General features: G+C 60.2%; 24 protein-coding genes. 14 read left to right on the top strand and 10 right to left on the bottom strand.

Annotated elements, in window-relative coordinates; genetic code table 11:
- Positions 1-184 precede the first annotated feature (184 nt).
- Positions 185-1432 carry a tyrosine--tRNA ligase gene (gene tyrS, locus ACR0NW_RS07335; protein WP_480449812.1) on the bottom strand — a complete coding sequence of 416 codons (1248 nt, stop codon included), beginning with the start codon at positions 1430-1432 and terminating at the stop codon, positions 185-187.
- Between the two features lie 151 nt (positions 1433-1583).
- Positions 1584-2870, bottom strand: a complete 1287-nt coding sequence (locus ACR0NW_RS07330) for an MFS transporter (RefSeq protein WP_480449811.1) — start codon at positions 2868-2870, stop codon at positions 1584-1586.
- Positions 2871-3113: 243 nt separating this feature from the next.
- Here ACR0NW_RS07330 and ACR0NW_RS07325 point away from each other — a divergent pair, with 243 nt between their 5' ends.
- Entirely contained in the window at positions 3114-4241 is a 1128-nt protein-coding gene (locus ACR0NW_RS07325) for an anhydro-N-acetylmuramic acid kinase (protein ID WP_480449810.1), read from the top strand.
- Positions 4242-4308: 67 nt separating this feature from the next.
- On the opposite strand, the gene ACR0NW_RS07320 is transcribed toward ACR0NW_RS07325, so the two are convergent.
- Positions 4309-5199, bottom strand: a complete 891-nt coding sequence (locus ACR0NW_RS07320) for a fatty acid desaturase (protein ID WP_480449809.1) — start codon at positions 5197-5199, stop codon at positions 4309-4311.
- 30 nt (positions 5200-5229) lie between these two features.
- Positions 5230-5649, bottom strand: a complete 420-nt coding sequence (locus ACR0NW_RS07315; RefSeq protein ID WP_480449808.1) for a cupin domain-containing protein — start codon at positions 5647-5649, stop codon at positions 5230-5232.
- A gap of 85 nt (positions 5650-5734) precedes the next feature.
- On the opposite strand from ACR0NW_RS07315, the gene ACR0NW_RS07310 reads away from it, so the two are divergent.
- The 4 genes from ACR0NW_RS07310 (at position 5735) to ACR0NW_RS07295 (ending at position 10083) form a co-directional block, all read left to right on the top strand.
- Entirely contained in the window at positions 5735-7153 is a 1419-nt protein-coding gene (locus ACR0NW_RS07310; RefSeq protein WP_480450167.1) for a protein adenylyltransferase SelO, read from the top strand.
- 362 nt (positions 7154-7515) lie between these two features.
- A complete protein-coding gene (locus ACR0NW_RS07305) occupies positions 7516-8637 on the top strand; it encodes a serine/threonine protein kinase (protein WP_480449807.1) in 1122 nt (373 codons plus the stop codon).
- Between the two features lie 225 nt (positions 8638-8862).
- Positions 8863-9567, top strand: a complete 705-nt coding sequence (locus tag ACR0NW_RS07300; RefSeq protein WP_170652613.1) for an endonuclease/exonuclease/phosphatase family protein — start codon at positions 8863-8865, stop codon at positions 9565-9567.
- 102 nt (positions 9568-9669) lie between these two features.
- Positions 9670-10083, top strand: a complete 414-nt coding sequence (locus tag ACR0NW_RS07295; RefSeq protein ID WP_170652136.1) for a Fur family transcriptional regulator — start codon at positions 9670-9672, stop codon at positions 10081-10083.
- Here ACR0NW_RS07295 and ACR0NW_RS07290 read toward each other — a convergent pair.
- Positions 10080-10463, bottom strand: a complete 384-nt coding sequence (locus tag ACR0NW_RS07290; protein WP_480449806.1) for a hypothetical protein — start codon at positions 10461-10463, stop codon at positions 10080-10082. The genes ACR0NW_RS07295 and ACR0NW_RS07290 overlap by 4 nt on opposite strands.
- A 236-nt stretch (positions 10464-10699) precedes the next feature.
- On the opposite strand from ACR0NW_RS07290, the gene ACR0NW_RS07285 reads away from it, so the two are divergent.
- Positions 10700-11584 (top strand): DMT family transporter, encoded by an 885-nt coding sequence (locus ACR0NW_RS07285; RefSeq protein ID WP_480449805.1) that lies wholly within the window; start codon positions 10700-10702, stop codon positions 11582-11584.
- A 174-nt stretch (positions 11585-11758) separates the two neighbouring features.
- Complete coding sequence (gene eno, locus ACR0NW_RS07280; RefSeq protein WP_170652142.1) at positions 11759-13033, top strand: phosphopyruvate hydratase; 1275 nt, start codon at positions 11759-11761, stop codon at positions 13031-13033.
- A 77-nt stretch (positions 13034-13110) separates the two neighbouring features.
- On the opposite strand, the gene ACR0NW_RS07275 is transcribed toward eno, so the two are convergent.
- The 3 genes from ACR0NW_RS07275 to mazG all read right to left on the bottom strand — a co-directional run bounded on the left by ACR0NW_RS07275 (position 13111) and on the right by mazG (position 15419).
- Positions 13111-13560, bottom strand: a complete 450-nt coding sequence (locus ACR0NW_RS07275; RefSeq protein ID WP_480449804.1) for an N-acetyltransferase family protein — start codon at positions 13558-13560, stop codon at positions 13111-13113.
- The gene (locus tag ACR0NW_RS07270; RefSeq protein WP_480449803.1) at positions 13557-14498 is read right to left on the bottom strand and encodes a nucleoside hydrolase; all 942 of its coding nucleotides are present in this window, start codon (positions 14496-14498) and stop codon (positions 13557-13559) included. Before ACR0NW_RS07270 ends, ACR0NW_RS07275 begins: the two co-directional genes overlap by 4 nt.
- A 63-nt stretch (positions 14499-14561) precedes the next feature.
- The gene (gene mazG, locus ACR0NW_RS07265) at positions 14562-15419 is read right to left on the bottom strand and encodes a nucleoside triphosphate pyrophosphohydrolase (protein ID WP_480449802.1); all 858 of its coding nucleotides are present in this window, start codon (positions 15417-15419) and stop codon (positions 14562-14564) included.
- A 66-nt stretch (positions 15420-15485) separates the two neighbouring features.
- Here mazG and ACR0NW_RS07260 point away from each other — a divergent pair, with 66 nt between their 5' ends.
- The 4 genes from ACR0NW_RS07260 (at position 15486) to ACR0NW_RS07245 (ending at position 19113) form a co-directional block, all read left to right on the top strand.
- Positions 15486-16649: a M20 aminoacylase family protein gene (locus tag ACR0NW_RS07260; RefSeq protein ID WP_480449801.1), complete on the top strand. Its 1164-nt coding sequence runs from the start codon at positions 15486-15488 to the stop codon at positions 16647-16649.
- 55 nt (positions 16650-16704) lie between these two features.
- Positions 16705-17673: an agmatinase gene (gene speB, locus ACR0NW_RS07255; protein WP_480449800.1), complete on the top strand. Its 969-nt coding sequence runs from the start codon at positions 16705-16707 to the stop codon at positions 17671-17673.
- Between the two features lie 64 nt (positions 17674-17737).
- Entirely contained in the window at positions 17738-18685 is a 948-nt protein-coding gene (gene speB / locus ACR0NW_RS07250; protein ID WP_480449799.1) for an agmatinase, read from the top strand.
- A gap of 71 nt (positions 18686-18756) precedes the next feature.
- A complete protein-coding gene (locus ACR0NW_RS07245) occupies positions 18757-19113 on the top strand; it encodes a hypothetical protein (protein ID WP_480449798.1) in 357 nt (118 codons plus the stop codon).
- On the opposite strand, the gene ACR0NW_RS07240 is transcribed toward ACR0NW_RS07245, so the two are convergent.
- The gene (locus tag ACR0NW_RS07240; protein WP_170652159.1) at positions 19098-19385 is read right to left on the bottom strand and encodes a hypothetical protein; all 288 of its coding nucleotides are present in this window, start codon (positions 19383-19385) and stop codon (positions 19098-19100) included. The genes ACR0NW_RS07245 and ACR0NW_RS07240 overlap by 16 nt on opposite strands.
- Before the next feature lie 61 nt (positions 19386-19446).
- On the opposite strand from ACR0NW_RS07240, the gene prfA reads away from it, so the two are divergent.
- The 3 genes from prfA to ACR0NW_RS07225 all read left to right on the top strand — a co-directional run bounded on the left by prfA (position 19447) and on the right by ACR0NW_RS07225 (position 22189).
- Positions 19447-20502, top strand: coding sequence for a peptide chain release factor 1 (gene prfA / locus ACR0NW_RS07235; protein ID WP_480450166.1), 1056 nt, complete (start codon positions 19447-19449; stop codon positions 20500-20502).
- The gene (gene prmC, locus ACR0NW_RS07230; RefSeq protein ID WP_480449797.1) at positions 20499-21344 is read left to right on the top strand and encodes a peptide chain release factor N(5)-glutamine methyltransferase; all 846 of its coding nucleotides are present in this window, start codon (positions 20499-20501) and stop codon (positions 21342-21344) included. The genes prfA and prmC overlap by 4 nt, the downstream gene beginning before the upstream one ends.
- A 239-nt stretch (positions 21345-21583) precedes the next feature.
- A complete protein-coding gene (locus ACR0NW_RS07225; protein WP_480449796.1) occupies positions 21584-22189 on the top strand; it encodes a DUF4167 domain-containing protein in 606 nt (201 codons plus the stop codon).
- A gap of 89 nt (positions 22190-22278) precedes the next feature.
- Here ACR0NW_RS07225 and rsmA read toward each other — a convergent pair whose 3' ends face one another.
- Complete coding sequence (rsmA, locus tag ACR0NW_RS07220; protein WP_480449795.1) at positions 22279-23121, bottom strand: 16S rRNA (adenine(1518)-N(6)/adenine(1519)-N(6))-dimethyltransferase RsmA; 843 nt, start codon at positions 23119-23121, stop codon at positions 22279-22281.
- Positions 23122-23180 lie beyond the last annotated feature (59 nt).

Here is a 23180-nt window from a genome sequence, read left to right as displayed (position 1 = left end):
AGTAAGGGTGGCTTTGGCTGTTTGCCCACTATGGGTTGCATTGCAGCGCAATAGCCAACCATGAAACAACGGATGCCCCATGATTCAATCAGCCTGACTACGCCTGCGCCCACCTGTTCGCAAAGTCAGGCGGATGCAGGCACGCGGCTGGTGGCCGACTGATCGAAAACCCGGGTGCGCTCCGTTAGCCCAGTTGCACCAGCGCGTGGCGCTTTTTGCCTGCGCTCAGCTTGATCGTTGAAGACAGCGCACCCGCGTCAAGCATCAGGCCTGCGTCGGTCAGCGGAGCGTCGTCCAGTCTGGCGCCGTTTTCCGCGATCAGGCGTTTTGCCTCTTTGCCCGATTTGGCGAGGCCGGATTTGACCAGAACCTGAACGATAGAAATCGGCAGATCATCCGCACTGAGTGTCAGGGTGGGCAGGTCGCCACCGATACCGCCTTTTTCGAATACTTCGCGGGCTGTGGCCTCGGCGTTCACCGCAGCTTCGGCCCCGTGCAGCAGGGTGGTGACCTCGTTGGCGAGGCGGATTTTGGCCTCGTTGATCTCGGACCCTTGCAGCGCGCCGAGGCGATCGCATTCGTCTACCGGCAGTTCGGTGTAGAGTTTCAGGAACCGGCCCACATCGGCGTCCGTGGTGTTGCGCCAGAACTGCCAGAATTCATAAGGCGAGCGCATGTCGGCGTTCAGCCAGACCGCGCCGTCCTGCGATTTGCCCATCTTCTTGCCGTCCGATGTGGTCAGCAGGGGGGATGTCAGGCCATAGATTTCGTGATCCAGCACGCGGCGGGTCAGGTCGATACCGTTGACGATATTGCCCCACTGGTCGCTGCCGCCCATCTGCAGGATGCAGCCATAGCGGCGATTCAGTTCGAGAAAGTCATAGGCCTGCAGGATCATGTAGTTGAATTCGAGGAACGACAGCGACTGTTCGCGGTCCAACCGCGATTTCACCGATTCAAAGGCAAGCATCCGGTTGACCGAAAAGTGCCGCCCGATATCGCGCAGAAAATCGAGGTAGTTCAGGCCATCCAGCCATTCGGCATTGTTCAGCATCAGCGCCGCGTTTTCGGCACCGCTGTCATAGTCGATATAGGCGGCGAAGACCTTTTTGATGCCCGCGATGTTGGCGTCGATCTGTTCCGGCCCAAGCAGAGGGCGCTCGTCGGCGCGAAAGGACGGATCGCCCACCTTGGTGGTGCCGCCGCCCATCAGGGTGATCGGTTTGTGACCGGTCTTTTGCAGCCAGCGCAGCATCATGATCTGAATGAGGCTACCGACGTGCAGCGATTTGGCGGTTGCGTCAAAGCCGATATAACCCGGCTGGCACCCTTTGATCAGCGCCTCGTCGAGGCCCTGATAATCGGTGCAGTCGGCGAGAAAGCCGCGCTCCATCATCACTGCGATGAAATCCGATTTGGGATGGTAAGCCATGGTTGATGCTGTCCGTCTGTCAGGTGCCCTTGCCGGAAGGGGAATTGATGTTTTGGGCGTTTCGGGATCTGTAGTTGCAGCCCGGCGCACGGACAGAGGGACTGTCGCAAAACGGGCGGAAAGTCCAGAGGTTCCTTTGACTGCAGGAGCTTTAGCCCGTGGCAGGGCTGGAATTGCCGGATCGGGGCAGCCTGAGGCCTGCCAGAACCGCCAGCCCGTTCAGCGCAACCAGAACGAACAGTGGCGTGACCGGGTCGTGCAGGTGGGCAAGCAGGCTGAGCACTGCGGCAAAGGCCATGCCGACCATCCCGGCGGTGACATCACCCATGGCGACAAGATAGGGGCGTTCGGACTTGTTGGTCATCTCGATCAAATAAAGGTAGCGGCCATAGATGACGCCGTTGCTGCCAAAGGACAGCAGCAGGATGACCAGCGCATAGGACCAGACTTCCTGCGCCATTCCGGTGAACGTGAAGGCAAGCGCCAGAACCGCGGAAGCGGCTGAAACGATGCAGCCCAGAACCATTGACAGGTTCACCGAGTAGCGGCCGCTGATCCAGTTCCAGACGAGCGATCCAAATACGATCCCCGCGCTTGAGGCCATCACGAAATAGCTGAGCGCGTTGTGGGTGCCGATGTGAAACGTCGCGGCGTGAATGGTATAAAATGGCATGGCCAGTTCGACGGATATGAATGCAACCCGGGTCAGCAGGAACTGTCGGAACCAGCCATAGGCCATGCCGGTTTTGAAGCCCCTTGCAAGCGCGTCGAGAGGGCGGGCCGGAGCCTCGGACGCAGGTGAGGACAATCTGCCTTCCAGAAGCTTCACGCCGACAAAACTGAGCCCGGCAACTGTCAGCGCCAGAATACCGCACCACAGGACGACGATATGCTGCTGCATTGGCTTGTCCGAGGCCATCAGGTCCCGGGTCAGCCAGACGACGAGAATTGCCAGTATGCCGGATATCGTGGCTTGGGCGAAAACCATCCTGTTGCGGATGTTTTCGGCCACGGTGGTTCCGTAGACCTGATTGGTTCCGATCGTGTTGACGCCCTGACACAGGCCCATGACGATCGCAGTGATCAGAAACAGCAGGACGATCAGCACCTGCGTCAGGCTGGTTGCGAAGATGGCGACAAGCGCCAGAGCCAGCGCCGTCAGAATGTCCGTTGCATAGACCGCCACTTTGGCGCGGACGATGTTGTTGACGAACGGAGAGACGAAGATTTCTGAGATAAGGCGCGAGCCGGTGACAAAGGGCAGCAGCAGCCCGGCGATGACGGTCGGTGCGCCAAGCGCCAGATAGAGGAACGGCAAAACAATGGTCGGATTGGCCAGTTGCCCCCCGATCGTCGAAAGCGCACCCGACAGAAAGATCAGCCGGTGGTTTCGCCTCTGGTGGGTCTCGGGCGGGGTCTGTGAGTCAGATCGTTCCATAGCGCGTTATTGCATCCTGGCCCGTCGGGTGCGGTGTCACTTTTGGGAAAGATAGGTGAAACTGCTGGCGGATGGCAAAGGCAATTGAGGTCCGGGCCGGCTTGAGTGCTGACAGAACCCGCTGCGCGATTGTCACTTTGGGAAAAATCATGTCACCGGGAAGGATACGGCCTTGCGTCGGGGCGGCAAGTTCGCAAGATTTGGCCACCCAAGAGCGACAAAGACAAACCGAAGGTGCGGGGCATGGCGGCAGGTATCAGAAAAACCGGACCGATCCGGGCCCTTGGGGCCATGTCGGGCACATCTCTGGATGGGGTCGATGCGGCAGTGGTCGTGACCGACGGTGAGCGCATTCAGGAGTTTGGCGAAACCGGGTATCGCGGATATTCGGGTGACGAGAGGGACACGCTGCGCGCAGCACTGGGGCATTGGAACGGCGATGCGGTTGCCGTCGCGGGTGATCTGATCACACAAGCCCATGCCGAGGCTTTGTCCGGGTTCGAAGAGGCCGAGCTGGTCGGCTTTCATGGGCAGACACTGGCACATGAGCCACGCGGTCGAGGGACCTTGCAGGTGGGCGACGGGGCCCGGCTTGCCCGGGAGTTGCGTGTGCCGGTCGTTTGGGATTTCAGATCGGATGACGTGTCGATGGGGGGTGAGGGTGCGCCTTTGGCCCCGTTTTTTCACTTTGCCTGTGCCAAGTGGATCGGCGCGGAAGAGCCTTTGTGTTTTCTGAATCTGGGCGGAGTGGGCAACCTGACCTATGTCGATCCGTCTTTTGCGCGCCCTGAAGACCCAGGTGCGCTGCTGGCGTTTGACACCGGGCCAGCCAATGCGCCGGTGGATGATCTGATGCAGGCGCGCTTGGGTAAGCCCATGGATCGGGATGGAGCGGTCGCCAGGGGAGGTACGGTAGAAAGCGGGGCGCTGGAGCTGTTTCTGGCCGAGCCGTTTTTCAACCGGATGCCGCCCAAATCGCTGGATCGCAACGATTTTGCTGAGATGATCGGTTTGGTGCAGGAATTGAGTGATTCCGATGCTGTTGCCACGCTGACCGGAATGTGCGCCGCCGGGGTTGCGCAGGGGATGGAGCATTGCCCTAAGCCGCCTTCGCGGGTGCTGGTGACCGGAGGGGGACGGCACAATCCGGTGCTGATGGAGATGCTGCGGGTCTCGCTGGATTGTCCGGTGGAGCCTGTTGAAAGTGTCGGTCTGGATGGCGACATGCTGGAGGCGCAGGCCTTTGCATATCTCGCGGTGCGGGTCGCACGGGGATTGCCGACCTCATGCCCCGGCACGACAGGAGTGCGGGCGCTGGTGGGGGGCGGGATCATCAGTGTACCGGCGTCGGATGGCGCGGTGGCCGGGTAGGGGGCTTTGCCCCCTCGGCCTTGCGGCCTCACCCCCAGAGTATTTTGGGCCAGATGAAGAGCGGACCTCAGCGCGTGAGGGAGCGGGCGTAGTCCGCGGTGAATTCCGCGTAGCCGTTTGAGGTGGATTTAAGGTGCTTCTGGGTCCAGTCGTGAAAGGCGGGCAACTGGTGGAAGGGGACGTTCGGAAAGGCGTGGTGTTCTGCGTGGTAGGGCATGTTCCATGCCAGAAAGCGAACGATCCGGTTGGTGAACGTTGTGCGGGAATTTTCCAGCATGTTCGCAACAGGCGGGCAGAGGCCGTGTTCGGCAAGCAGGTAGAGCCTGAGAAACGGTTGGCCGACGACCAAGGGCAGCAGCCAGACCCAGAACATCACTGGTGAGAAGAACAGGCTTATGACAGCGAGAGCATAGAGGGTGAGCAGCACGCGTGCCTCGGTCTTCATGGCACCGTGTTGGCGTTCGGGCAGGTAAGGGGCATCGATGCGGCCCATCGCGTTGTCGACAAGTACCCGCGCCATCCCGGTCCAGTAGAACCAGCCTGTCATGTAAATCGCGACGGAAAGCCAGCTGTCGGGCCGCGGTTTTCCGGCCAGTTCGGGATCGCGCTCGAGATCGTTCGTCCATTTGTGGTGGGCCAGGTGAAAATACCGAAACCACGTGAAGGGAAGCAGGATCAGCAGGCCGACCAGATGTCCGACCCCTTCGTTCAGCCAACTGGTTCGGAAAGGTGTCTTATGCGTGCATTCGTGGCTGAGCGTGAACAGGAACACCAGCAAGAGGCCCTGTGGCAGGATCAACGCCTGCCAGAACGGAACCTGCATCAGGATTCCGGTTGTCGTCAGCGTCAGGGCGGCGAAGTAACCAATCAGGTGCTTCAGGCCAGCCGCGTCCGACCGGGTCAGCAGGCTGGCCTTGGTCTGGGGCGGCAGCGAGGAGATGAGCGCGCGGTGATCCATGCGCTCACCCTACGCAGGAAAGGCCGCCGATCAAGCCCTTGGGATGTCGAAATCCGGTTCAGCGAGTTCAAATCCTTCGAACTGGAACCCCGGCGAAACGGTGCAGCTGACCAGAGTGTAAGCACCGGTAGTTTGCGCGGCCTGCCAATGGCCCTTGGGAACGATCAGTTGCGGTGCGCCTTTGGTCAGGTCCGGCGTCAGCAGGTGATCGGTGGCAGGCCCGGTATCTGAACCGCTGAGCGACAGGATCAGCGGCGCACCCGCGTGATAGTGCCAAATCTCGGTGGCATCTACCCGGTGCCAGTGGCTGCACTCGTCCTCTTGCAACAGGAAGTAGATGCAGGTGCCGGTGGCGCGGCCTTGATTTTCGGCGCGCCAGGTTTCCTTGAACCAGCCGCCTTCGGGGTGCCGTTCCAGTTTCAGGTGGTCGATGATCTGTTGGGGTGTCATGTCTGCCTCATTCGTTTGGCGCGATTATGCACGAGGTGCCGCATTCCGCTATGGCAATCATGGGTTTGGGTTTTATCTTTGTCCCATGACCATGATGATCCCCTTCGACAATTCGTTTGCCCGTCTTCCAAGCGGGTTTTTCGCGCGCCAGAACCCCGAACCGGTGAGTGCACCGCGGATGATTGCCTTTAACTCCGATCTGGCCCGTGTGCTGGGGATTACCGAGGGCGATGTTCAGGATATGGCAAACACCTTTGCCGGTAATGCAGTACCCGACGGGGCCGAGCCGTTGGCGCAGCTGTATTCGGGGCATCAGTTCGGCCACTACAACCCTCAGCTTGGGGACGGGCGCGCAATCCTGCTGGGTGAAACCGTCGGGACGGACGGTGTGCGGCGCGACATACAGCTTAAGGGCTCTGGCCGGACGCCGTTTTCGCGTCAGGGGGATGGCCGGGCCTGGCTGGGGCCGGTGCTGCGGGAATACGTGATTTCCGAGGCGATGCATGCGCTGGGCATTCCGACAACGCGTGCGTTGGCTGCGGTGGAAACCGGCGAGATCGTTCTGCGTGAAGCGCCGATGCCCGGAGCGGTGCTGACACGGGTGGCACAAAGCCATCTGCGGGTCGGTACGTTTCAGGTGTTCGCCGCGCGGGGTGAGATAGCCAACCTGAAACAGCTTACGGATTACGCCATCCAGCGGCACTATCCCGAGGCCGAAGGGCCGATGGGTCTGTTGCGGGCGGTGCGGGATGCGCAGGCCCGGCTGATTGCCCAGTGGATGAGTGTCGGGTTCATCCATGGTGTGATGAACACGGACAATTGCTCGATCGCGGGAGAGACCATCGACTATGGCCCCTGCGCGTTCATGGACACGTATCATCCGAACACGGTCTACAGTTCGATCGACCGGATGGGGCGTTATGCTTATTCCAATCAGCCGGACATCGCGGTCTGGAATGTTGCGCAGCTGGCGACATCTTTGATCCAGCAGATCGAGGACAAAAAGGCCGCCGTCGAGGAGGCGACGGAAATCGTTCACGCGATGCCCGGGCTTTTGCAGGACGAATGGTTGAGGCGGTTCCAAGCCAAGATCGGTCTTAGCCGGGCGGAGGAGGGCGATCTTGAACTGATCACCGACCTTTTGACGCGCATGGCGCAAAATCAGGCGGACTTTACCAATACGTTCCATGCGCTGGGCGCTGGCAAGGCGCGGGATCAGTTCACGGACCCCACTGCCTATGACGCGTGGGAGGAAAAATGGCAGGTGCGCGCCGGGCGTGAGGCGAATGCGGTTGAGACGATGGTGTCTGCAAACCCGGCCTTTATTCCGCGCAATCATCGGGTGGAGCAGATGATTCAGGCTGCCGTAAAAGGGGATTATGCACCCTTCAACAGGCTGAACGCGGTCCTGTCTGCGCCATATGTGTGGGCAGAAGAAAACTCGGATCTCGCCCGGCCTCCGACCGAAGGTGAAGTCGTTCATGCCACGTTTTGCGGGACGTGAGTGTGGAGCGTTTCCGGCGAATGGCGGGGTTTAACGGATTGAGCTGAAATGTGGCTGTTGATTGACCGTCAGCTCATTGTTTCACACGCCATTGAAATGCCAGTACCAATTTGCCTGCCGGTTAGATGGAACGGGTAAGATACAAACCGGGCGGACGCGTCATGCGTGCGATGTCGGAAAACCGGAGCATACTCGAAAACCCCTTCTTCCCAACGCCCGCCAGCAATGCTATGCCCCCGGTCAGGCACTCTGGCGATGGCGTCGCCGGGGGTAGTTATTGTACAACACAGATCCTGTACGCCGGGACTTTCAATCGGGAGATTGAGGGCCCTGCCTTGTCTCCCTCGCAACAGGAGACGGCCATGGCCTGGTCACCGGATAAAACCGAAGTCAAAAGCTGGAACGAATGGGACACCCTGCGCCACGTGATCGTGGGCCGCGCGGATGATTGTCATATTCCGCCGGAAGAGCCTGCGCTGGACGCGAAGGTGCCGGAAGACAGCGATATGCGCGGCCAGTGGGGCAGGCGGCCTCAGGAAACCATCGACCGGGCCAATGAATTGCTCGACAATTTCGCCGATCAGCTGCGCAAGCGCGGTATTCGCGTGGATCGTCCGACATCCATTGATCACTCGCAACCGGCCACCACTCCGGATTTTCATACCGAAAGTCAGTTCGGCTGCATGCCGCCGCGGGATGTTCTGTTGACCGTCGGGCACGAGATGCTTGAGGCGACGATGTCGTACCGCTGCCGCTGGTTCGAATACCTGAACTATCGCCCTTTGATGCAGCGGTACTGGGACGAAGACCCCAATTTCCGTCACGAGGCCGCGCCCAAGCCGCGCCTGACCGATGCGGACTATCATCCCGACTATCTCAGCGACAAGATCGGCGTCGAGAAGCGCCTGCAATGGGCGGCAGAGAAGTTCTTTGTCACCACCGAGGAAGAGCCGCTGTTCGATGCGGCCGACGTGCTGCGCTTTGGCCGTGATCTGGTGGTGCAGCATGGGTTCACCACCAACCTCAAGGGGATCGAGTGGCTGCGGCGCCACTTCCCCGATCACCGCGTTCACACAGTGAACTTTCCGGGTGATCCCTATCCGATCCATATCGACGCCACCTTTACACCTCTGCGTCCCGGCCTGATCCTGAACAATCCGCAGCGGCGGTTGCCGCAGGAACAGCGCGGCATGTTCGAGCGGAACGGATGGGAGATCGTGGATGCGGCACAGCCCGCCCACAACACGCCGCCGCCGCTGTGTTATTCGTCGACCTGGCTGTCGATGAACGTGCTGGTGCTGGATCCGAAAACGGTCTGTGTGGAAAAATCCGAAGTCTATCAGGCCGAACAGATGGACAAGCTGGGCATGGAAGTGGTCGAGGTCGAATTGCGCGACGCATATGCCTTTGGCGGCGGGTTGCATTGCTGCACCGCGGATGTCTATCGCGATGGGGACTGCGAGGACTATTTCCCGAACCTCTAAGCGCCGCTTAGTTCTAAGGCCGATCCAATTGGGTCGGCCTTTTTTGACATGTCAAAGTTATCAAGGGTTTGCGCCGAGGGGCTGATGTTTTCCGGGACGTCTGTCTTGCAATTGATACCTCTCGCCCGATCCGGTTCACCCCGAATTGAATATTCGGGCTTGAATGCGGCGTGTGGCGTGGCAATCTAGGGTATTCCTCAGAGAGCCCAGTTGATCCCGGAACCCATGCTTCAGCCTTTGTCCCTGCGCATTGCCAGCTATAACATTCAGAAATGTGTGGGGCTGGATCTACGCAGGCAGCCGCAGCGCATTCTGCAGGTGCTGGACCGGATGGGCGCGGAAATCGTCGTGCTGCAGGAGGCGGACAAGCGTTTGCCGCCACGTCCCGCCGCCTTGCCGCATTTCATGCTGGAAGAGGCCGGGTGGCAGGTTGCGAACCTTGGTGGTGCAGGCAGTCTGGGGTGGCATGGAAATGCCGTGATCTGGCGCGGGGATCATATCTCGGTCCGGCAGACCGAGCATCACGATCTGCCGGGGTTCGAGCCGCGGGGTGCGGTGCGGGTCGAGTTTGACACTCCTATCGGCCCTCTTCGTATTCTTGGCATGCATCTGGGATTGCTGACCCATTCGCGCCACCGGCAGATCAGGCACATGCGGCAGGACAGCCGGGACCTGAACTTGATGCCGACGGTCTGGGCCGGGGATTTCAACGAGTGGTCCCGCCAGCCCGTTCTGGACCGGCTGGCGCCTGACATGCGGTTTCTGCCGCCGATACCCAGTTTTCCGGCTGCCCAGCCGTTGGGGGCACTGGACCGGATCGCGCTGAGCGACGGGCTGGAGGCGCTTGCTCACGGCGTTCACGCGGAACGTCCGGCGCATATCGCCTCGGATCACCTGCCTGTCTGGGCTGATCTTCGCGCTTCTGCCTGAGCAAATTTTGACGCATCCTGAACTTGCCCCGGCGCGATTCACGGTGGCAGGCGATAAAAAGACGTACTAAGACAGAGGTCCTGAAAGGATTTGGGGGTCATCATGTCGGATACCATCATCGCCCGGTGCGAAGCCAAAGGGCTGCGCATGACCGGCCAGCGCCGGACGATTGCCCGTGTGCTGCAGCAGAGCGATGACCATCCGGATGTTGAGGAGCTGTATTCGCGAGCCTCGGCGCTGGACGAAGGTATCTCGATCGCGACAGTGTACCGGACCGTCAAACTGTTCGAAGAGGCCGGGATTCTTGAGCGGCTGGAATTCGGTGACGGGCGCGCGCGCTATGAAGATGCCGAGCGGGACCATCACGACCATCTAATCGACATCAACTCGGGCGAGGTGATCGAATTCGTCGATCCGGATATCGAGGCGCTGCAGGAAAAGATCGCCGCCAAGCTGGGGTATGAACTGCGCGGTCACAAGTTGGAGCTTTACGGGGTTCCGATCCGCAAGCGCTAATCCTTGATCGTCCGATCAAAGCAGAAGGCCTGCGCCTGGGCGGCGCTCATGCCGTTCCCGACGATATCAACTGAAATAGATTGGCTTTCGACAGCACCACTGGACGGCGGGCTGAACGTGAATTGCACCGCTTGCTTGTCGCCCTTCTTCACACTGGGGCCTCGGCCGCGTGTGACGTAAATGCGCTGTGTCGCACCTTTACCAAGATCCGCGAGCGCATATTGCGCTGCGCCGCACCAAAAATCTCCTGAAGCAGGGCCTTGGGTTGCGATCACTTCGAAAGCGCCTCCGTCCAATGGATGAACTTCGTAAAGAACGGCATAACCGGCTGAAACTGGAGCCGGTAAAAACAAGACTGCGGCAAAGATTGCGTGTTTCATTCTCTCCTCCAAACTCATGGAGGGGTACGTCGATCTTGGGGAAAAGGATCAAAGAACTTGCCGAAAATCTTCAGGCTGCACGTCGCGCTTGCGTGGGAAGTATCACGAAACGCGATGGGTGGGGTCACGTCTATTCATCGAAGTTAATGCGAAAGTCCTTGCCGTAGCCGCGATCATGCGATTTTGCTGATCGCATTGGCCGTACCGATGGTGGACGGCAGAGATTGGATACGCGCATGAACAACGTCAACGGCATCCTGATGATCATTGCCTCGATGGCGGCCTTTACGCTTGAGGACATGTTCATCAAACAATTGTCGGTCGATGTTTCGACCGGGCAGATTCTGACGGTGCTGGGCACATTCTGCTCGGCCATCTTTCTGATTCTGGCAGTTGCAACACGTAAACCCATTTTTCTGCCGCAAGCCTGGGCGCCACTGCCGCTGATCCGGGCGGGGCTAGAGGCTGTAGGCGCGCTGACCTTTGTGACCGCGCTGTCGCTGGTTGATCTGTCCACTGTTGCGGCGGTGTTTCAGGCGTTGCCGCTGACGATCACCATGGGCGCGGCGCTGTTCATGGGTGAGCAGGTCGGCTGGCGCCGGTGGAGTGCGATTCTTGTGGGCTTTGCCGGTGTGCTGTTGATCATCCGGCCCGGAACGGATGCGTTCCAGCCGGAATCGCTGTTCGTGGTGGCAACCGTGGTTGCAATTGCGGCACGGGATCTGCTGACGCGGGTCATCGATCACCGTGTGCCGTCGGTCGTTGTTGCGTCGCAGGCATATCTTGCACTGATCCCGACCGGTATTGTGCTGATGTTCATGACCGCTGCGCCGGTTGCCCCGTTGCAGGCACCGCAGCTTGGGATTTATGTGGGGGCCATCGGGTTCGGTGTTCTGGGGTACTATGGCATCGTGACCGCCATGCGTATCGGCGAGGCGTCGGCGATCACGCCGTTCCGCTATACCAGACTGTTATTCTCAATACTGGCAGGCATGCTGGTGTTTGAGGAACGCCCCGATTTGCCGACCCTGATGGGGGCGTCCCTGATCATCGGATCCGGACTGTATACTTTCGTGCGTGAGCGGCGGCTTGCGCGCGAGATGGCTGCCGTCGCGGCCTGAGGCGCGGCCTGCTGTCTCAGGTCTAAGAAAATCCCTGCGAATGTTCGCGCAAACACCGCAATGTTAGCCCTAAAGTCGTAAAAACAGGAACGTTAGCGATAACGGTGCCGGTTTACTTTTCTCCGGGTGCTGCTAAGACGCCTGCAACCGAAAGCATCTTCAGGGACGGGCCTCATGAGCACCATCATCGACATTCACGCGCGCGAAATTCTGGACAGCCGGGGCAATCCCACCGTCGAGGTGGACGTGATTCTGGAAGACGGAACAATGGGCCGCGCCGCCGTTCCTTCGGGTGCGTCAACCGGGGCCTATGAGGCAGTTGAAAAGCGCGATGGCGACAAGGATCGGTATCTGGGCAAAGGCGTGCTGGAGGCCGTGGCCGCCGTGAACGGTGAGATCGCCGAGGAACTGGTGGGCTTTGACGCGACCGAGCAGGTGGCCATCGACGGCGCCATGATCGAACTGGACGGGACCGAGAACAAAGGTCGTCTGGGCGCCAACGCCATTCTGGGTGTTTCGCTGGCAACCGCCAAGGCGGCAGCAGATTTCACCACGCAGCCGCTGTACCGCTATGTGGGCGGCACCTCGGCCCGTGTTCTGCCGGTGCCGATGATGAACATCATCAATGGCGGTGAACACGCGGACAACCCGATCGACATTCAGGAATTCATGATCATGCCCGTCTCGGCCAGCAACATCCGCGAAGCGGTGCGCATGGGGGCCGAGGTGTTTCATACGCTGAAGAAAGAGTTGTCGGCGGCAGGTCTGGCCACCGGGGTGGGTGACGAAGGCGGTTTTGCACCCAACATCGCCTCGACCCGCGAGGCGCTGGATTTCGTTCTGAAGTCGATTGAAAAAGCTGGCTACAAGCCGGGCGACGACATTCATCTGGCGCTCGATTGTGCGGCGACCGAATACTACAAGGACGGAAAGTACGTTCTGTCGGGTGAGGGCACGACCCTGACGTCCGAGGAAAACGCGGCCTATCTGGCGGCGTTGGTTGCCGACTATCCGATCATCTCGATCGAGGATGGCATGTCCGAGGATGACTGGGACGGCTGGAAGGCACTGACCGACGCCATCGGTGACAAGGTGCAACTGGTGGGTGACGATCTGTTCGTGACCAACCCGGCGCGTCTGGCCGAGGGGATCGAGCGGGGCTGCGCCAACTCGATGCTGGTCAAGGTGAACCAGATCGGTTCGCTGACCGAGACGCTGAAGGCCGTCGATATGGCCCACCGTGCGCGTTATACCAACGTCATGTCGCACCGTTCGGGCGAAACCGAAGATGCAACGATTGCCGATCTGGCGGTTGCCACCAACTGTGGTCAGATCAAAACCGGCTCGCTGGCGCGTTCGGACCGGTTGGCCAAGTACAACCAGTTGATCCGCATCGAAGAATCGCTGGGTGAAGTCGCGGAATACGCGGGACGTTCGATCCTGCGCTGATTGGCAACGCCTGACAAATACCGCCCGGTCCTGTTATTCGAATGGGGCCGGGTGCAGAGCATTTACACCGGTTTCCGCTACAATGTCCGGCTCATGAGCATGTAGCGTTCTCGCGCCCTGAATCCGGTGCGCGCATACAGTCGCTGAACGGTTTCGTTGTCGCGGTCCACCTCAAGATGGATGGCGCGGATACCGGCCTGTGCAAGCGCCTTGGGCAGTTCCAGCAGAACCTCGGTGGCGATGCCGCGGCCGCGCACGGCGGGGCGGATGTAGATTTCGTCGGCAAAGGCGTCCATGCCTCCGAACTCGACCGACCAGCCAAAGGTTATGACGATATATCCCAGCGGAGCGCGAGAGGGGCCGATCAGGTAAACGCAACCGTGCGGAATGCCTTCGAGCAGCGGGAGAAGGGCATCGCGGCGCTGATCGTGATCCTGTTCGATACCGGCCTCGGCGTGAAAAGCGGCGACCAGCGCCATCAGCCGGTCCAGATCGTCGGGGCGGGCAAGGCGAAGCGCGGCGGTCATAGCCGGGCCAGCCGTTCGGTGAGCAGGGCAAAAAAGCCGTCCGCATCCAGATCGCCCATGAACATGGCGTTGGGTGGTCGGTCGGTGACGCCCCACCAGTCTGCGACTGTCATGCCAAGGGTCAGATCGGATTGGGTTTCGATCTCTACATTGACATGACGGCCTGAGAACAGCTCGGGCTTGATCAACCAGGCGGTAACGCAGGGGTCATGCAGGGGGGCGCCTTCGCTGCCGTATTTGTTCTTGTCGAATCGTTCGAAGAAATCGGTCATTTCCGCAACGGCCACGCCAACCTTGTTTCCAAGCGCGCGGAAAGCGTCGTTGCGGGGTTTGGTGACAAGTGCCTTGTGGGTCACGTCCAGAGACATGACGACGATGGGTCTGCCGGATTTAAATACGATATCAGCAGCTTCTGGATCGACGTGAATGTTGAACTCTGCCGTTGGCGTGATGTTCCCAACCTCAAAATACGCGCCACCCATCAAAACGATTTCCTGGACACGATCAACGATATCGGGGGCTTTCTGAAAGGCCGTCGCGATGTTGGTCAGCGGGCCAAGTGGGCAGAGGGTGACGGTACCGGCTTCATGCGCGCGCAGGGTGTCGATGATGAAATCGACGGCGTGGCCTTCTGTCAGAGGCATCTGCGGGTCGGGCAGAACAGGCCCGTCCAGACCGGTTTTGCCGTGTACATGTTCGGCAGTGATCAGGGTGCGGTTCAGCGGGCGGTCGCAACCGGCATAGACGGGCACTTCGGTATGGCCTGCCAGCTCACAGACGATGCGCGCATTTTTTGCGGTCAGTTCCAGCGGCACATTTCCGGCAACAGCGGTGATGCCCAGAACCTCGATCTCTTCGGGGCTGGCCAGCGCCAGAAGGATGGCGACGGCGTCATCCTGTCCGGGGTCGGTGTCGATGATGATCTTGCGCGCTGTCATGGACGGCCTCCGAAGTGTTGAAGAGCGGAGACTGGCAAGCGCTGCCTCACTTGTCCAGCGGTTTCAGGCGTCGGTCGGCGCATCCACCGGCGGGAGTTTGCCATTGGCGCGATGCTCCTCGGTTTTGACCTCGTCCCAAAGCGCGTCCATCTCGGCCAGATCGCTTTGCGACGGGGTTTTGCCGCGCGAGGCCAGACGCGCCTCGACCTGTTCAAAGCGGCGGGTGAACTTGGCGTTGGTGCGACGCAGCGCGGCTTCGGGCTCGATTCCCAGATGGCGACCCAGATTGACGATGACAAACAACAGATCGCCGAATTCGTCCTCTAGCGCGTCAGCATCCATGCTGTTGCGTGCCTCTTCCAGCTCGGCGGCTTCCTCGGTGATCTTGGCAAGGACATGGCTGGCGTCGGGCCAGTCGAAGCCTACGCGGGCTGCGCGTTTCTGCAACTTGTGAGCGCGCAGCAGGGCGGGCAGGTTGGCCGCCACGCCGTCCAGCGCGCCTTTCTGTTCCTTGCCTGCGCGTTCGGCGGCCTTGATGGTTTCCCAGTCCAGCGTCTGCTGTTCGGCGGACTTGTCGCGGGATTCATCGCCAAACACATGCGGGTGCCGGTCCACCATCTTGTCCGACATGGTGCGCACCACGTCCTGAAAGGTGAAATGCCCGGCCTCCTGCGCCATCTGCGCGTGGAACACGGATTGGAACAGCAGATCGCCCAGTTCGCCCTTCAGTTCATCATACGCCTCGCGTTCGATGGCGTCGGCGACCTCATAGGCTTCTTCGATCGTGTAGGGGGCGATGGTGGCGAAATCCTGTTCGATATCCCACGGACAGCCCGTCTGCGGGTCGCGCAGGCGGCGCATAATCTCCAACAGGCGCTCAATCCCTGCGTCAGAGTCGTGGATCAGCGGATTTTCAGCCATTGCGAAGCCCCTTGTTCCGGTGTCAGATGCATCCATCCCGCAGCTTGGATCAGGAGTCCACCCCAGATGCCCGTCGTGAACCGAATTGCCGACTTTGCCGCCGATATGACCACATGGCGCCAGCACCTGCATACGATCCCTGAACTTGAGTTCGAATGCCATGAAACGGCGGCGTTTGTGGCCGAGCGTCTGCGCGAGTTTGGTGTGGATGAACTGCACGAAGGGATCGCCACCACGGGCATCGTCGCAATCATCAACGGGCAGGGGGATGGGCCTACGATTGGCCTGCGCGCCGATATGGATGCGCTGCCGATTCCTGAGGAGACCGGTGTGGAGTATGCCTCCACAAACCCCGGAAAGATGCACGCCTGCGGGCATGACGGGCATACAACGATGTTGCTGGGCGCGGCACGCTATCTGGCCGAGACGCGCAATTTCCGGGGGCGGGTAGCGTTGATCTTTCAGCCCGCCGAGGAAGAGGGCGGCGGGGCTGGTGTGATGGTCGAGGAAGGTATCATGGACCGGTTCGATATCTCTCAGGTCTATGCGCTGCACAATGCGCCCGGGTTTTCGGAAGGGTCGTTTTATACCACACCCGGTCCGATCATGGCGGCGGTCGACACCTTCGAGGTGCATATTCAAGGTGTCGGCGGACATGGGGCCATGCCGCACGAAACCCGCGATCCGGTCATGGCGGCCTGCGGCATTGCGCAGGCGATCCAGACCATCGTCAGCCGCAATCACTATGCGCTGGACGATCTGGTTGTCTCGGTCACGCAGATACACACCGGTACGGTGAACAACGTGATCCCCGACACGGCTTATATCAACGGCACTGTGCGTACCTTTGACCCGAATGTGCAGAAGATGGTGATGCAGCGCATGGAGCAGATCGTGCAGGGGCAGGCGGCATCCTACGGGGTTGAGGCGCGTCTGGATTATCACGTCAGTTATCCAGCCACGATCAACGATGCCAACAAAGTGGCCTTTGCGGCAGACGTTGCACGGGAGGTTTCCGGCCCTGAACGCGTGATCGCCAATACGGGGCGCGAGATGGGGGCCGAGGATTTTTCATACATGCTGCAGGAACGGCCCGGTGCCTATCTGTTTCTGGGACAGGGCGAGGGTGCGGGCCTGCACCATCCGAAGTACAACTTTAACGACGACATCGCGCCGGTGGGTGCATCCTTTTTTGCGAGAATCGTGGAAAAGGCGCTGCCTGTGGCTTGACGTTAATGCGCGTCGCCAACCCCCCCCGGGAACTTTGGGAGGAAGATGACCTGAAATGGCGTTGGAAAATGCAAAGACTCAGGTGGACGAGGCGTTCACCAATCCTGACCTCAAGGGGTTGTCCTTTGAGAATACATTTGGCGGGGCGACATCGTTTCTGCGCCGCTTGTACACCAAGGAGCTGAAGGGCGTGGATATTGCCGTGACCGGCGTGCCCTTTGATCAGTCGGTCACCAACCGGCCCGGCACCCGTCTGGGGCCCCGCGCGATCCGTGAGGCCAGCGCCCTGCAATCGCCCGATGCGCCCTATGGCTGGCCTTTCGATGCGCTGAGCGAGTTGGCGATCATCGATTATGGCGACATGGCTTATGACTATGCCAACATCCCGGCTTTTCCTGACACGCTGACCGAGCATATCCGTACCATTCTGGCGGCTGATGTGGCCTCGGTCACGCTGGGTGGGGATCACTACATCAGCTTTCCGATACTGAAAGCCTATGCCGAAAAATTCGGACCGATGTCGCTGCTGCAATTCGATGCGCATACGGATACATGGGCCGACGATGACATGTCCCGCGTGGATCACGGCACCATGTTCTACAAGGCGGTGAAGCTGGGGCTTGTGGACCCGAAGCGATCCGTTCAGGTGGGGATACGCACCAGCAACGAGGATACGCTGGGCGTCAATATCATCGACGCACGTGAAGTGTACGAGGCCGGACCGGCCGCCGTGGCGCAGAAAATCAAGAGTATTCTGGGCGACAGCCCGGTTTATCTGAGCTTTGACATTGATGGTCTTGACCCCGCGTTTGCACCGGGTACCGGGACACCCGTATGGGGAGGTCTAACCTCGATCCAGACGCAGATTATTCTGCGCGACATTGCCGGGATCAACATCAAGGGCGGTGACGTGGTCGAAGTGTCGCCGCCATTTGATACTTCGGGTGCGACGGCCATTGCAGGGGCACATGTGGCGACGCAGATCATTTGTTTGTTGGGGTGGAACAAGCTAGTCCCAGCTTAACGATTGGTTAGCCATATTTTCGATATGTGCTTGGTCAAATGGTGGGACGGGAGACGCGACGGGAATGACAGATTTTAACCAACCGATCAGCGGCAACGATCTGGCTCGGTTTTCCGGGCCGAATACATTCATGCGGCTGCCGCAGGCAGCCTCGCTCGCGGGGCTGGATGTGGCGGTGCTGGGCATTCCGATGGATATCGGCACCTCGTGGCGATCCGGGACGCGGTTCGGGCCGAAACAGATCCGCGCCGAAAGTGCGATGATCCGGCCCTATAACATGGCTACAGGCGCGGCCCCGTTTGACAGCCTTCAGATCGCAGATATCGGTGATCTGGCGATCAATACGTTCTCTCTGGCCGATAGTCTGAAGATCATCAAAGAAAGCTATGACGGTATTTTGGCGCAGGACGTGATCCCGGTGGCGATGGGGGGCGATCATTCAATTACCCTGCCAATTCTGCGGGCGATTGCAGCGAAACACGGGCCTGTCGCGCTAGTCCATGTGGATGCCCACGCCGACGTCAACGACGAGATGTTCGGCGAGCGTGAGACACACGGAACCGTCTTTCGTCGCGCCTATGAAGAAGGGGCGATTATCGCGGACAAGACCTTTCAGATCGGCATTCGCGGCTCGGGCTATGCGGCCACGGATTTTACCGAGGCACAGGGTTGGGGATTTCGTCACTTCCCTGCGTGGGAGTTGTGGCACCAGAACCTGACACCAATCGGAGATGAGATCCGGCGCGTGGTAGGGGATCATCCGGTCTATGTCACCTATGACATCGACAGCCTGGACCCGGCCTATGCGCCGGGCACGGGCACGCCCGAGATCGGGGGGCTGACGACTCCGCAGGCGCTGCAGCTTATTCAGGCGCTGAAGGGGCTGAACATCGTGGGGTGTGACCTGGTCGAGGTTTCCCCGCCATACGATCCGTCCGGGAACACGGCGCTGACGGGGGCGAACCTGCTGTATGAACTGCTGTGCGTTCTGCCGGGTGTGACGTCACGGTAACCGGGCTTTGCGTGGCTTGCGCGGGTGACGGTGCAGGTTAGGGTCGGGATCAGGCTGTTATGGGATGGAAAATGACCCTTCTTCTTGTGCTGATTGTTCTGGTCGCTGGCCTTGCAGGTTATGTTCGGCTGGCCCCATCCGATACGGCGCGCTGGCACATAGCGCCCAGAGGCGATGAAAGTCGGGATTTCAAGGCAGGTGTTCTGCGTGTGATCGACACCGGGCCGGACGGTCTGGCGCGACTGGATGCCATTGCCAGCAACTCCCCGCGCACCACGGTTCTGGCAGGTTCAGTGGACGAGGGGATGATCACTTATGTCACCCGCACCAAGGTGATTGGTTTCCCGGACTACCAACGGTGCAGCAGGATGGTGACACGTTGCGTATCTATGGGCGGTTGCGCTTTGGCCGGTCAGATTTCGGGGTAAACAAGCAGAGGGTTGATGGGTGGATCGCCCTCATGCAGCCTTGAGGACAGGCACCCTTCCTGCACTTCGCGCCACATCGGGACGTTCAGCGACATCTGGCATTGTGCCATGAACATTCGGCCATCGACCTGCAGGCAGATCATTTCCCCCAACTCGACGCGGGTGCCTGATTTATCGGTGCAATAGCAGTCCTGCACCTTGCCGCCGGGACCGGTGACGTCCGAAAATGCGGGCGAGGCGCAGAGGATCAGGACAAGAACAAGCCGTTTCATGGGATCAGCTTAGCACGAGGCGGCCCTTGACCAAAGCCTCGGGATGATAGACACCGCGCGGATGGTCCCTGAAGAACGTCTTGAACAGATCACTCAACGATTCCAATACCTCGAAGCTGCCATGGCAGATGGCGCATCGGGCGGGGATATTGCGGCTTTGGCCAAGGAGTATTCCGAGCTCAAGCCCGTGGTTGAACAAATCCAGCACTGGCGGCAACTGGTGGCCGATCTGTCCGAAGCGCAGGCGATGCTGGACGACCCGGACATGAAGGAACTGGCCGAGGAGGAAATCCCCGAGCTTGAGGCCCGCATTCCCGAGGCCGAGCATGCGCTGCAGCTGTCGCTGCTGCCACGGGACAAGGCGGATGCCCGCCCAGCGATGTTGGAGATCAGGCCGGGGACCGGAGGGGACGAAGCGGCGCTGTTTGCCGGTGATCTGCTGCGGATGTACCAGCGTTATGCCGAAACGCGGGGCTGGCAGTTCGAGATTATCGAGGAGCAGGCCTCGGATCTGGGCGGCATCAAGGAAGTGGTGGCCCATATCAAGGGTGACAACGTGTTTGCCCGGATGAAATACGAATCCGGTGTTCACCGCGTCCAGCGGGTGCCGGAAACGGAAAGCGGCGGACGCATTCACACGTCGGCGGCCACAGTGGCAGTTCTGCCCGAGGCCGAGGATGTGGATATCCAGATAGATGCCAATGACCTGCGTATCGACACGATGCGCAGTTCGGGCGCGGGCGGTCAGCACGTGAATACGACCGATTCGGCGGTACGGATCACCCATGTCCCGAGTGGTATCGTGGTGACCAGTTCCGAAAAGTCGCAGCACCGCAACCGCGAGATCGCCATGCAGGTTCTGAAAACGCGCCTCTACGATCTTGAACGGCAGCGGATCGACAGTGAACGGTCTGCGGATCGGGCCAGTCAGGTGGGTTCGGGTGACCGATCGGAACGCATCCGCACCTACAATTTCCCGCAAGGCCGCATGACGGATCACCGGATCAACCTGACGCTTTATAAGCTGGATCAGGTTATGCAGGGCGATTTGGACGAAGTAATCGATGCGCTGACCGCGGATGATCAGGCCCGGCTGCTGGCCGATATGGCACAATGACCGGGGCTTTGACAGCGGCGCAGGCCATGGTTGCGGCAACCGCGCGGTTGCGGGCGGCAGGGGTTGATGACCCGGCACGTGATGCGCGTCTGCTGCTGGCGCACGCGGCGCGGATCGAGGCCAGCCGCGTCACCCTGATTGCCCCGGACGAGCTGTCGGCGGAAATCGTGGAACGCTATGACCAGTTGATTTCATTGCGCGCAATCCGGGTGCCGGTATCGCACTTGCTGGGGGAGCGAGAGTTTTACGGCCGCCGTTTCCGTGTTAGCCGCGATGTACTGGACCCGCGCCCGGAAACGGAAACGCTGATCGAGGCGGCGCTGAGCCATCCCTTTGATCACGTGCTGGATCTGGGGCTAGGGTCGGGGTGTATCCTGATCACACTGCTGGCAGAACGGACCAGCGCCACCGGGGTCGGCGTGGACCTGAGCGAGGCAGCCTGTCTGCAGGCCAGCGCCAATGCCGTTCAGAATCAGGTGCAGGACCGGCTGGAGATCGTGCAGTCGGACTGGTTTGAAAATGTTGAAGGCCAGTTTGATCTGATCGTGTCGAACCCGCCCTACATATCGGCGGATGAAATGGAAAGCCTGTCGCGGGAAGTGCGCGAGCACGAACCGCGCATGGCATTGACGGATGAGGGCGACGGGCTGGGCGCCTATCGGCGCATTGCCGCCGAGGCCCCGGATTTTCTTATGCCGGGTGGGCGGTTGCTGGTGGAAATCGGCCCGACACAGGCACGAAAGGTCGCGGCGTTGTTTGACGCGTCCGGTTTGTCGGGAATCCGCGTTATCGCCGATCTTGATGGTCGCGACCGGGTTGTCGGCGCCTGTATGCCGGGGTGAGGGGATGGATTGAGGCCGAAAAACGCCAATTCAGGTAAAAAAGCTGCGAAAATTTCGGCAACCCTCTTGTCTGCGTCGTCAGGACGTGCTTACTCAGAGTAGTCGGTGAGGGCGACGCTTTAACAGCGAACCTCCGACGCCAAGCCCAAAAAAGTCGACAACGAGTCACGAAATCGGCCTCGAAATGGCGCAATGTACGGGTTGATCGACAGTGAATTACAAGGCTGACGTTAAATAAGATGAGATCTTCCAAATCCCGCTCGCGGGCAAAGAACAACCGCAATCGTCCTTCTGGCGGCAACGTCGTGAACAGGGTCTTCGACAGCTCGGGACCCGAAGGTAAGGTGCGCGGCACGCCCCAGCAGATCATAGACAAATACAATCAACTGGCGCGCGACGCACAGCTGTCGAACGACCGCGTGGCCGCAGAGAATTTTCAGCAGCATGCTGAGCATTACCTGCGTATGCTAAGCGAAGCTCAGCGCGAGATTGATGCGCGCCGGGAAGAACAGGAACGGCAAAACCGTGAACGGCAGGCCGAGCGTGACCGTGAACGGGCCGAAAAGCAGGAGCGCGAGTCGGCGGCCACGGCTGCACGGCAGGCCGATCCTTCGGAAGCGCCGCAACCTGACGTTCTTGGCTTTGCCGATCAGCCCAGCGGGGCGGATACGGGGCTGGTCGAAACCCCCGAGAGCAAAAGCCCAGAGCCAGAGGCGTCTGAACCCAAGGAGCGCAAGGAAAAACCTGCGCGCCGTCCGCGCACGCGCAAGCCCAAGACCGCGCCGGAACCTTCGGAAAAGGCTGAGGTTTCGGGCGACGGTGATGCACCGGAAGCGGCTGAATAACCGCTAGCTGACTCACTTGCGAAACATGTGAAGTCCCGGTCTTTTGACCGGGATTTTTCGTGCCGATCGCCGGGAATGCGTTTCGGGCGTTATGGCTTTTGAATTTCCCTGGCCAGAGCGCAAAACCCTTCCAGTGGAATTTGCTCGGCCCGGTCTGTAGGGGCAATACCGGCGGCGTGCAGGCGGTCTTCGATATCGGGTGCGATGCCTTTGAGTGAGGCGCGCAGCATTTTTCGCCTTTGGTTAAAGGCGGCCGCCACGACCCGCGAGAGTGTGCCTGCATCCGCCGGAAAGCGGGGTTCAGGCAGGGCAGTCAGGTGTACAACCGCGCTGGACACCTTGGGGGGCGGAGTAAACGCGCCCGGTGGCAATGACATGGCAATGCGCGCCTCACTGCGCCACTGTGCGAGAATGGCAAGGCGGCCATAGGCCTTGGAGCCAGGTCTCGCCACGACACGCTCGGCCACCTCACGCTGGAACATCAGGGTCAGGCTTTGCCAGAACGGCGGCCATTGCGGCGGCGTGAGCCAGCGCACCAAAAGTTCGGTCCCCACGTTGTAGGGCAGGTTTGCGGCGATACGGACAGGTGGAGTCAGATGTTGTGACGGGTCGATTTCGAGGGCGTCGCCGTTGATGACCTCAAGCCGTCCGGGGTAAGCGGCGGCGATATCTTCGAGAGCGGCAATGCAGCGTGTGTCTTTTTCGACCGCAACCACCTTGCGCGCGCCTTCGGCCAGAAGGCCGCGGGTCAGACCACCGGGGCCGGGACCGATCTCCAGCACGTCGCAGTCAGTCAGGTCACCAGCCTGTCTGGCGATCTTGGCGGTCAGGTTGAGATCCAACAGGAAATTCTGCCCAAGTGACTTGCGCGCGGAAAGCTGGTGGGTCGCGATCACTTCGCGAAGGGGGGGAAGGTTGTCTATTGCGCTCATGGTCTGATCATCGTGGCGTGGAACGGCAGGGGGGCGCCATAGATTTTTTTGCCTCCGGC

It is taken from the genome of Ruegeria sp. CF5 (assembly GCF_056537325.1).
Note: the sequence above shows the minus strand (reverse complement) of the source record. Positions and strands in the feature narration are given on the sequence as shown.

Bases quoted from the DNA above. Each gene is read 5' to 3' on its own strand.
- tyrS (WP_480449812.1), bottom strand. From the start codon at position 1,432: ATGGCTTACCATCCCAAATCGGATTTCATCGCAGTGATGATGGAGCGC.
- ACR0NW_RS07330 (WP_480449811.1), bottom strand. From the start codon at position 2,870: ATGGAACGATCTGACTCACAGACCCCGCCCGAGACCCACCAGAGGCGA.
- ACR0NW_RS07325 (WP_480449810.1), top strand. From the start codon at position 3,114: ATGGCGGCAGGTATCAGAAAAACCGGACCGATCCGGGCCCTTGGGGCC.
- ACR0NW_RS07320 (WP_480449809.1), bottom strand. From the start codon at position 5,199: ATGGATCACCGCGCGCTCATCTCCTCGCTGCCGCCCCAGACCAAGGCC.
- ACR0NW_RS07315 (WP_480449808.1), bottom strand. From the start codon at position 5,649: ATGACACCCCAACAGATCATCGACCACCTGAAACTGGAACGGCACCCC.
- ACR0NW_RS07310 (WP_480450167.1), top strand. From the start codon at position 5,735: ATGACCATGATGATCCCCTTCGACAATTCGTTTGCCCGTCTTCCAAGC.
- ACR0NW_RS07305 (WP_480449807.1), top strand. From the start codon at position 7,516: ATGGCCTGGTCACCGGATAAAACCGAAGTCAAAAGCTGGAACGAATGG.
- ACR0NW_RS07300 (WP_170652613.1), top strand. From the start codon at position 8,863: ATGCTTCAGCCTTTGTCCCTGCGCATTGCCAGCTATAACATTCAGAAA.
- ACR0NW_RS07295 (WP_170652136.1), top strand. From the start codon at position 9,670: ATGTCGGATACCATCATCGCCCGGTGCGAAGCCAAAGGGCTGCGCATG.
- ACR0NW_RS07290 (WP_480449806.1), bottom strand. From the start codon at position 10,463: ATGAAACACGCAATCTTTGCCGCAGTCTTGTTTTTACCGGCTCCAGTT.
- ACR0NW_RS07285 (WP_480449805.1), top strand. From the start codon at position 10,700: ATGAACAACGTCAACGGCATCCTGATGATCATTGCCTCGATGGCGGCC.
- eno (WP_170652142.1), top strand. From the start codon at position 11,759: ATGAGCACCATCATCGACATTCACGCGCGCGAAATTCTGGACAGCCGG.
- ACR0NW_RS07275 (WP_480449804.1), bottom strand. From the start codon at position 13,560: ATGACCGCCGCGCTTCGCCTTGCCCGCCCCGACGATCTGGACCGGCTG.
- ACR0NW_RS07270 (WP_480449803.1), bottom strand. From the start codon at position 14,498: ATGACAGCGCGCAAGATCATCATCGACACCGACCCCGGACAGGATGAC.
- mazG (WP_480449802.1), bottom strand. From the start codon at position 15,419: ATGGCTGAAAATCCGCTGATCCACGACTCTGACGCAGGGATTGAGCGC.
- ACR0NW_RS07260 (WP_480449801.1), top strand. From the start codon at position 15,486: ATGCCCGTCGTGAACCGAATTGCCGACTTTGCCGCCGATATGACCACA.
- speB (WP_480449800.1), top strand. From the start codon at position 16,705: ATGGCGTTGGAAAATGCAAAGACTCAGGTGGACGAGGCGTTCACCAAT.
- speB (WP_480449799.1), top strand. From the start codon at position 17,738: ATGACAGATTTTAACCAACCGATCAGCGGCAACGATCTGGCTCGGTTT.
- ACR0NW_RS07245 (WP_480449798.1), top strand. From the start codon at position 18,757: ATGACCCTTCTTCTTGTGCTGATTGTTCTGGTCGCTGGCCTTGCAGGT.
- ACR0NW_RS07240 (WP_170652159.1), bottom strand. From the start codon at position 19,385: ATGAAACGGCTTGTTCTTGTCCTGATCCTCTGCGCCTCGCCCGCATTT.
- prfA (WP_480450166.1), top strand. From the start codon at position 19,447: ATGGTCCCTGAAGAACGTCTTGAACAGATCACTCAACGATTCCAATAC.
- prmC (WP_480449797.1), top strand. From the start codon at position 20,499: ATGACCGGGGCTTTGACAGCGGCGCAGGCCATGGTTGCGGCAACCGCG.
- ACR0NW_RS07225 (WP_480449796.1), top strand. From the start codon at position 21,584: ATGAGATCTTCCAAATCCCGCTCGCGGGCAAAGAACAACCGCAATCGT.
- rsmA (WP_480449795.1), bottom strand. From the start codon at position 23,121: ATGAGCGCAATAGACAACCTTCCCCCCCTTCGCGAAGTGATCGCGACC.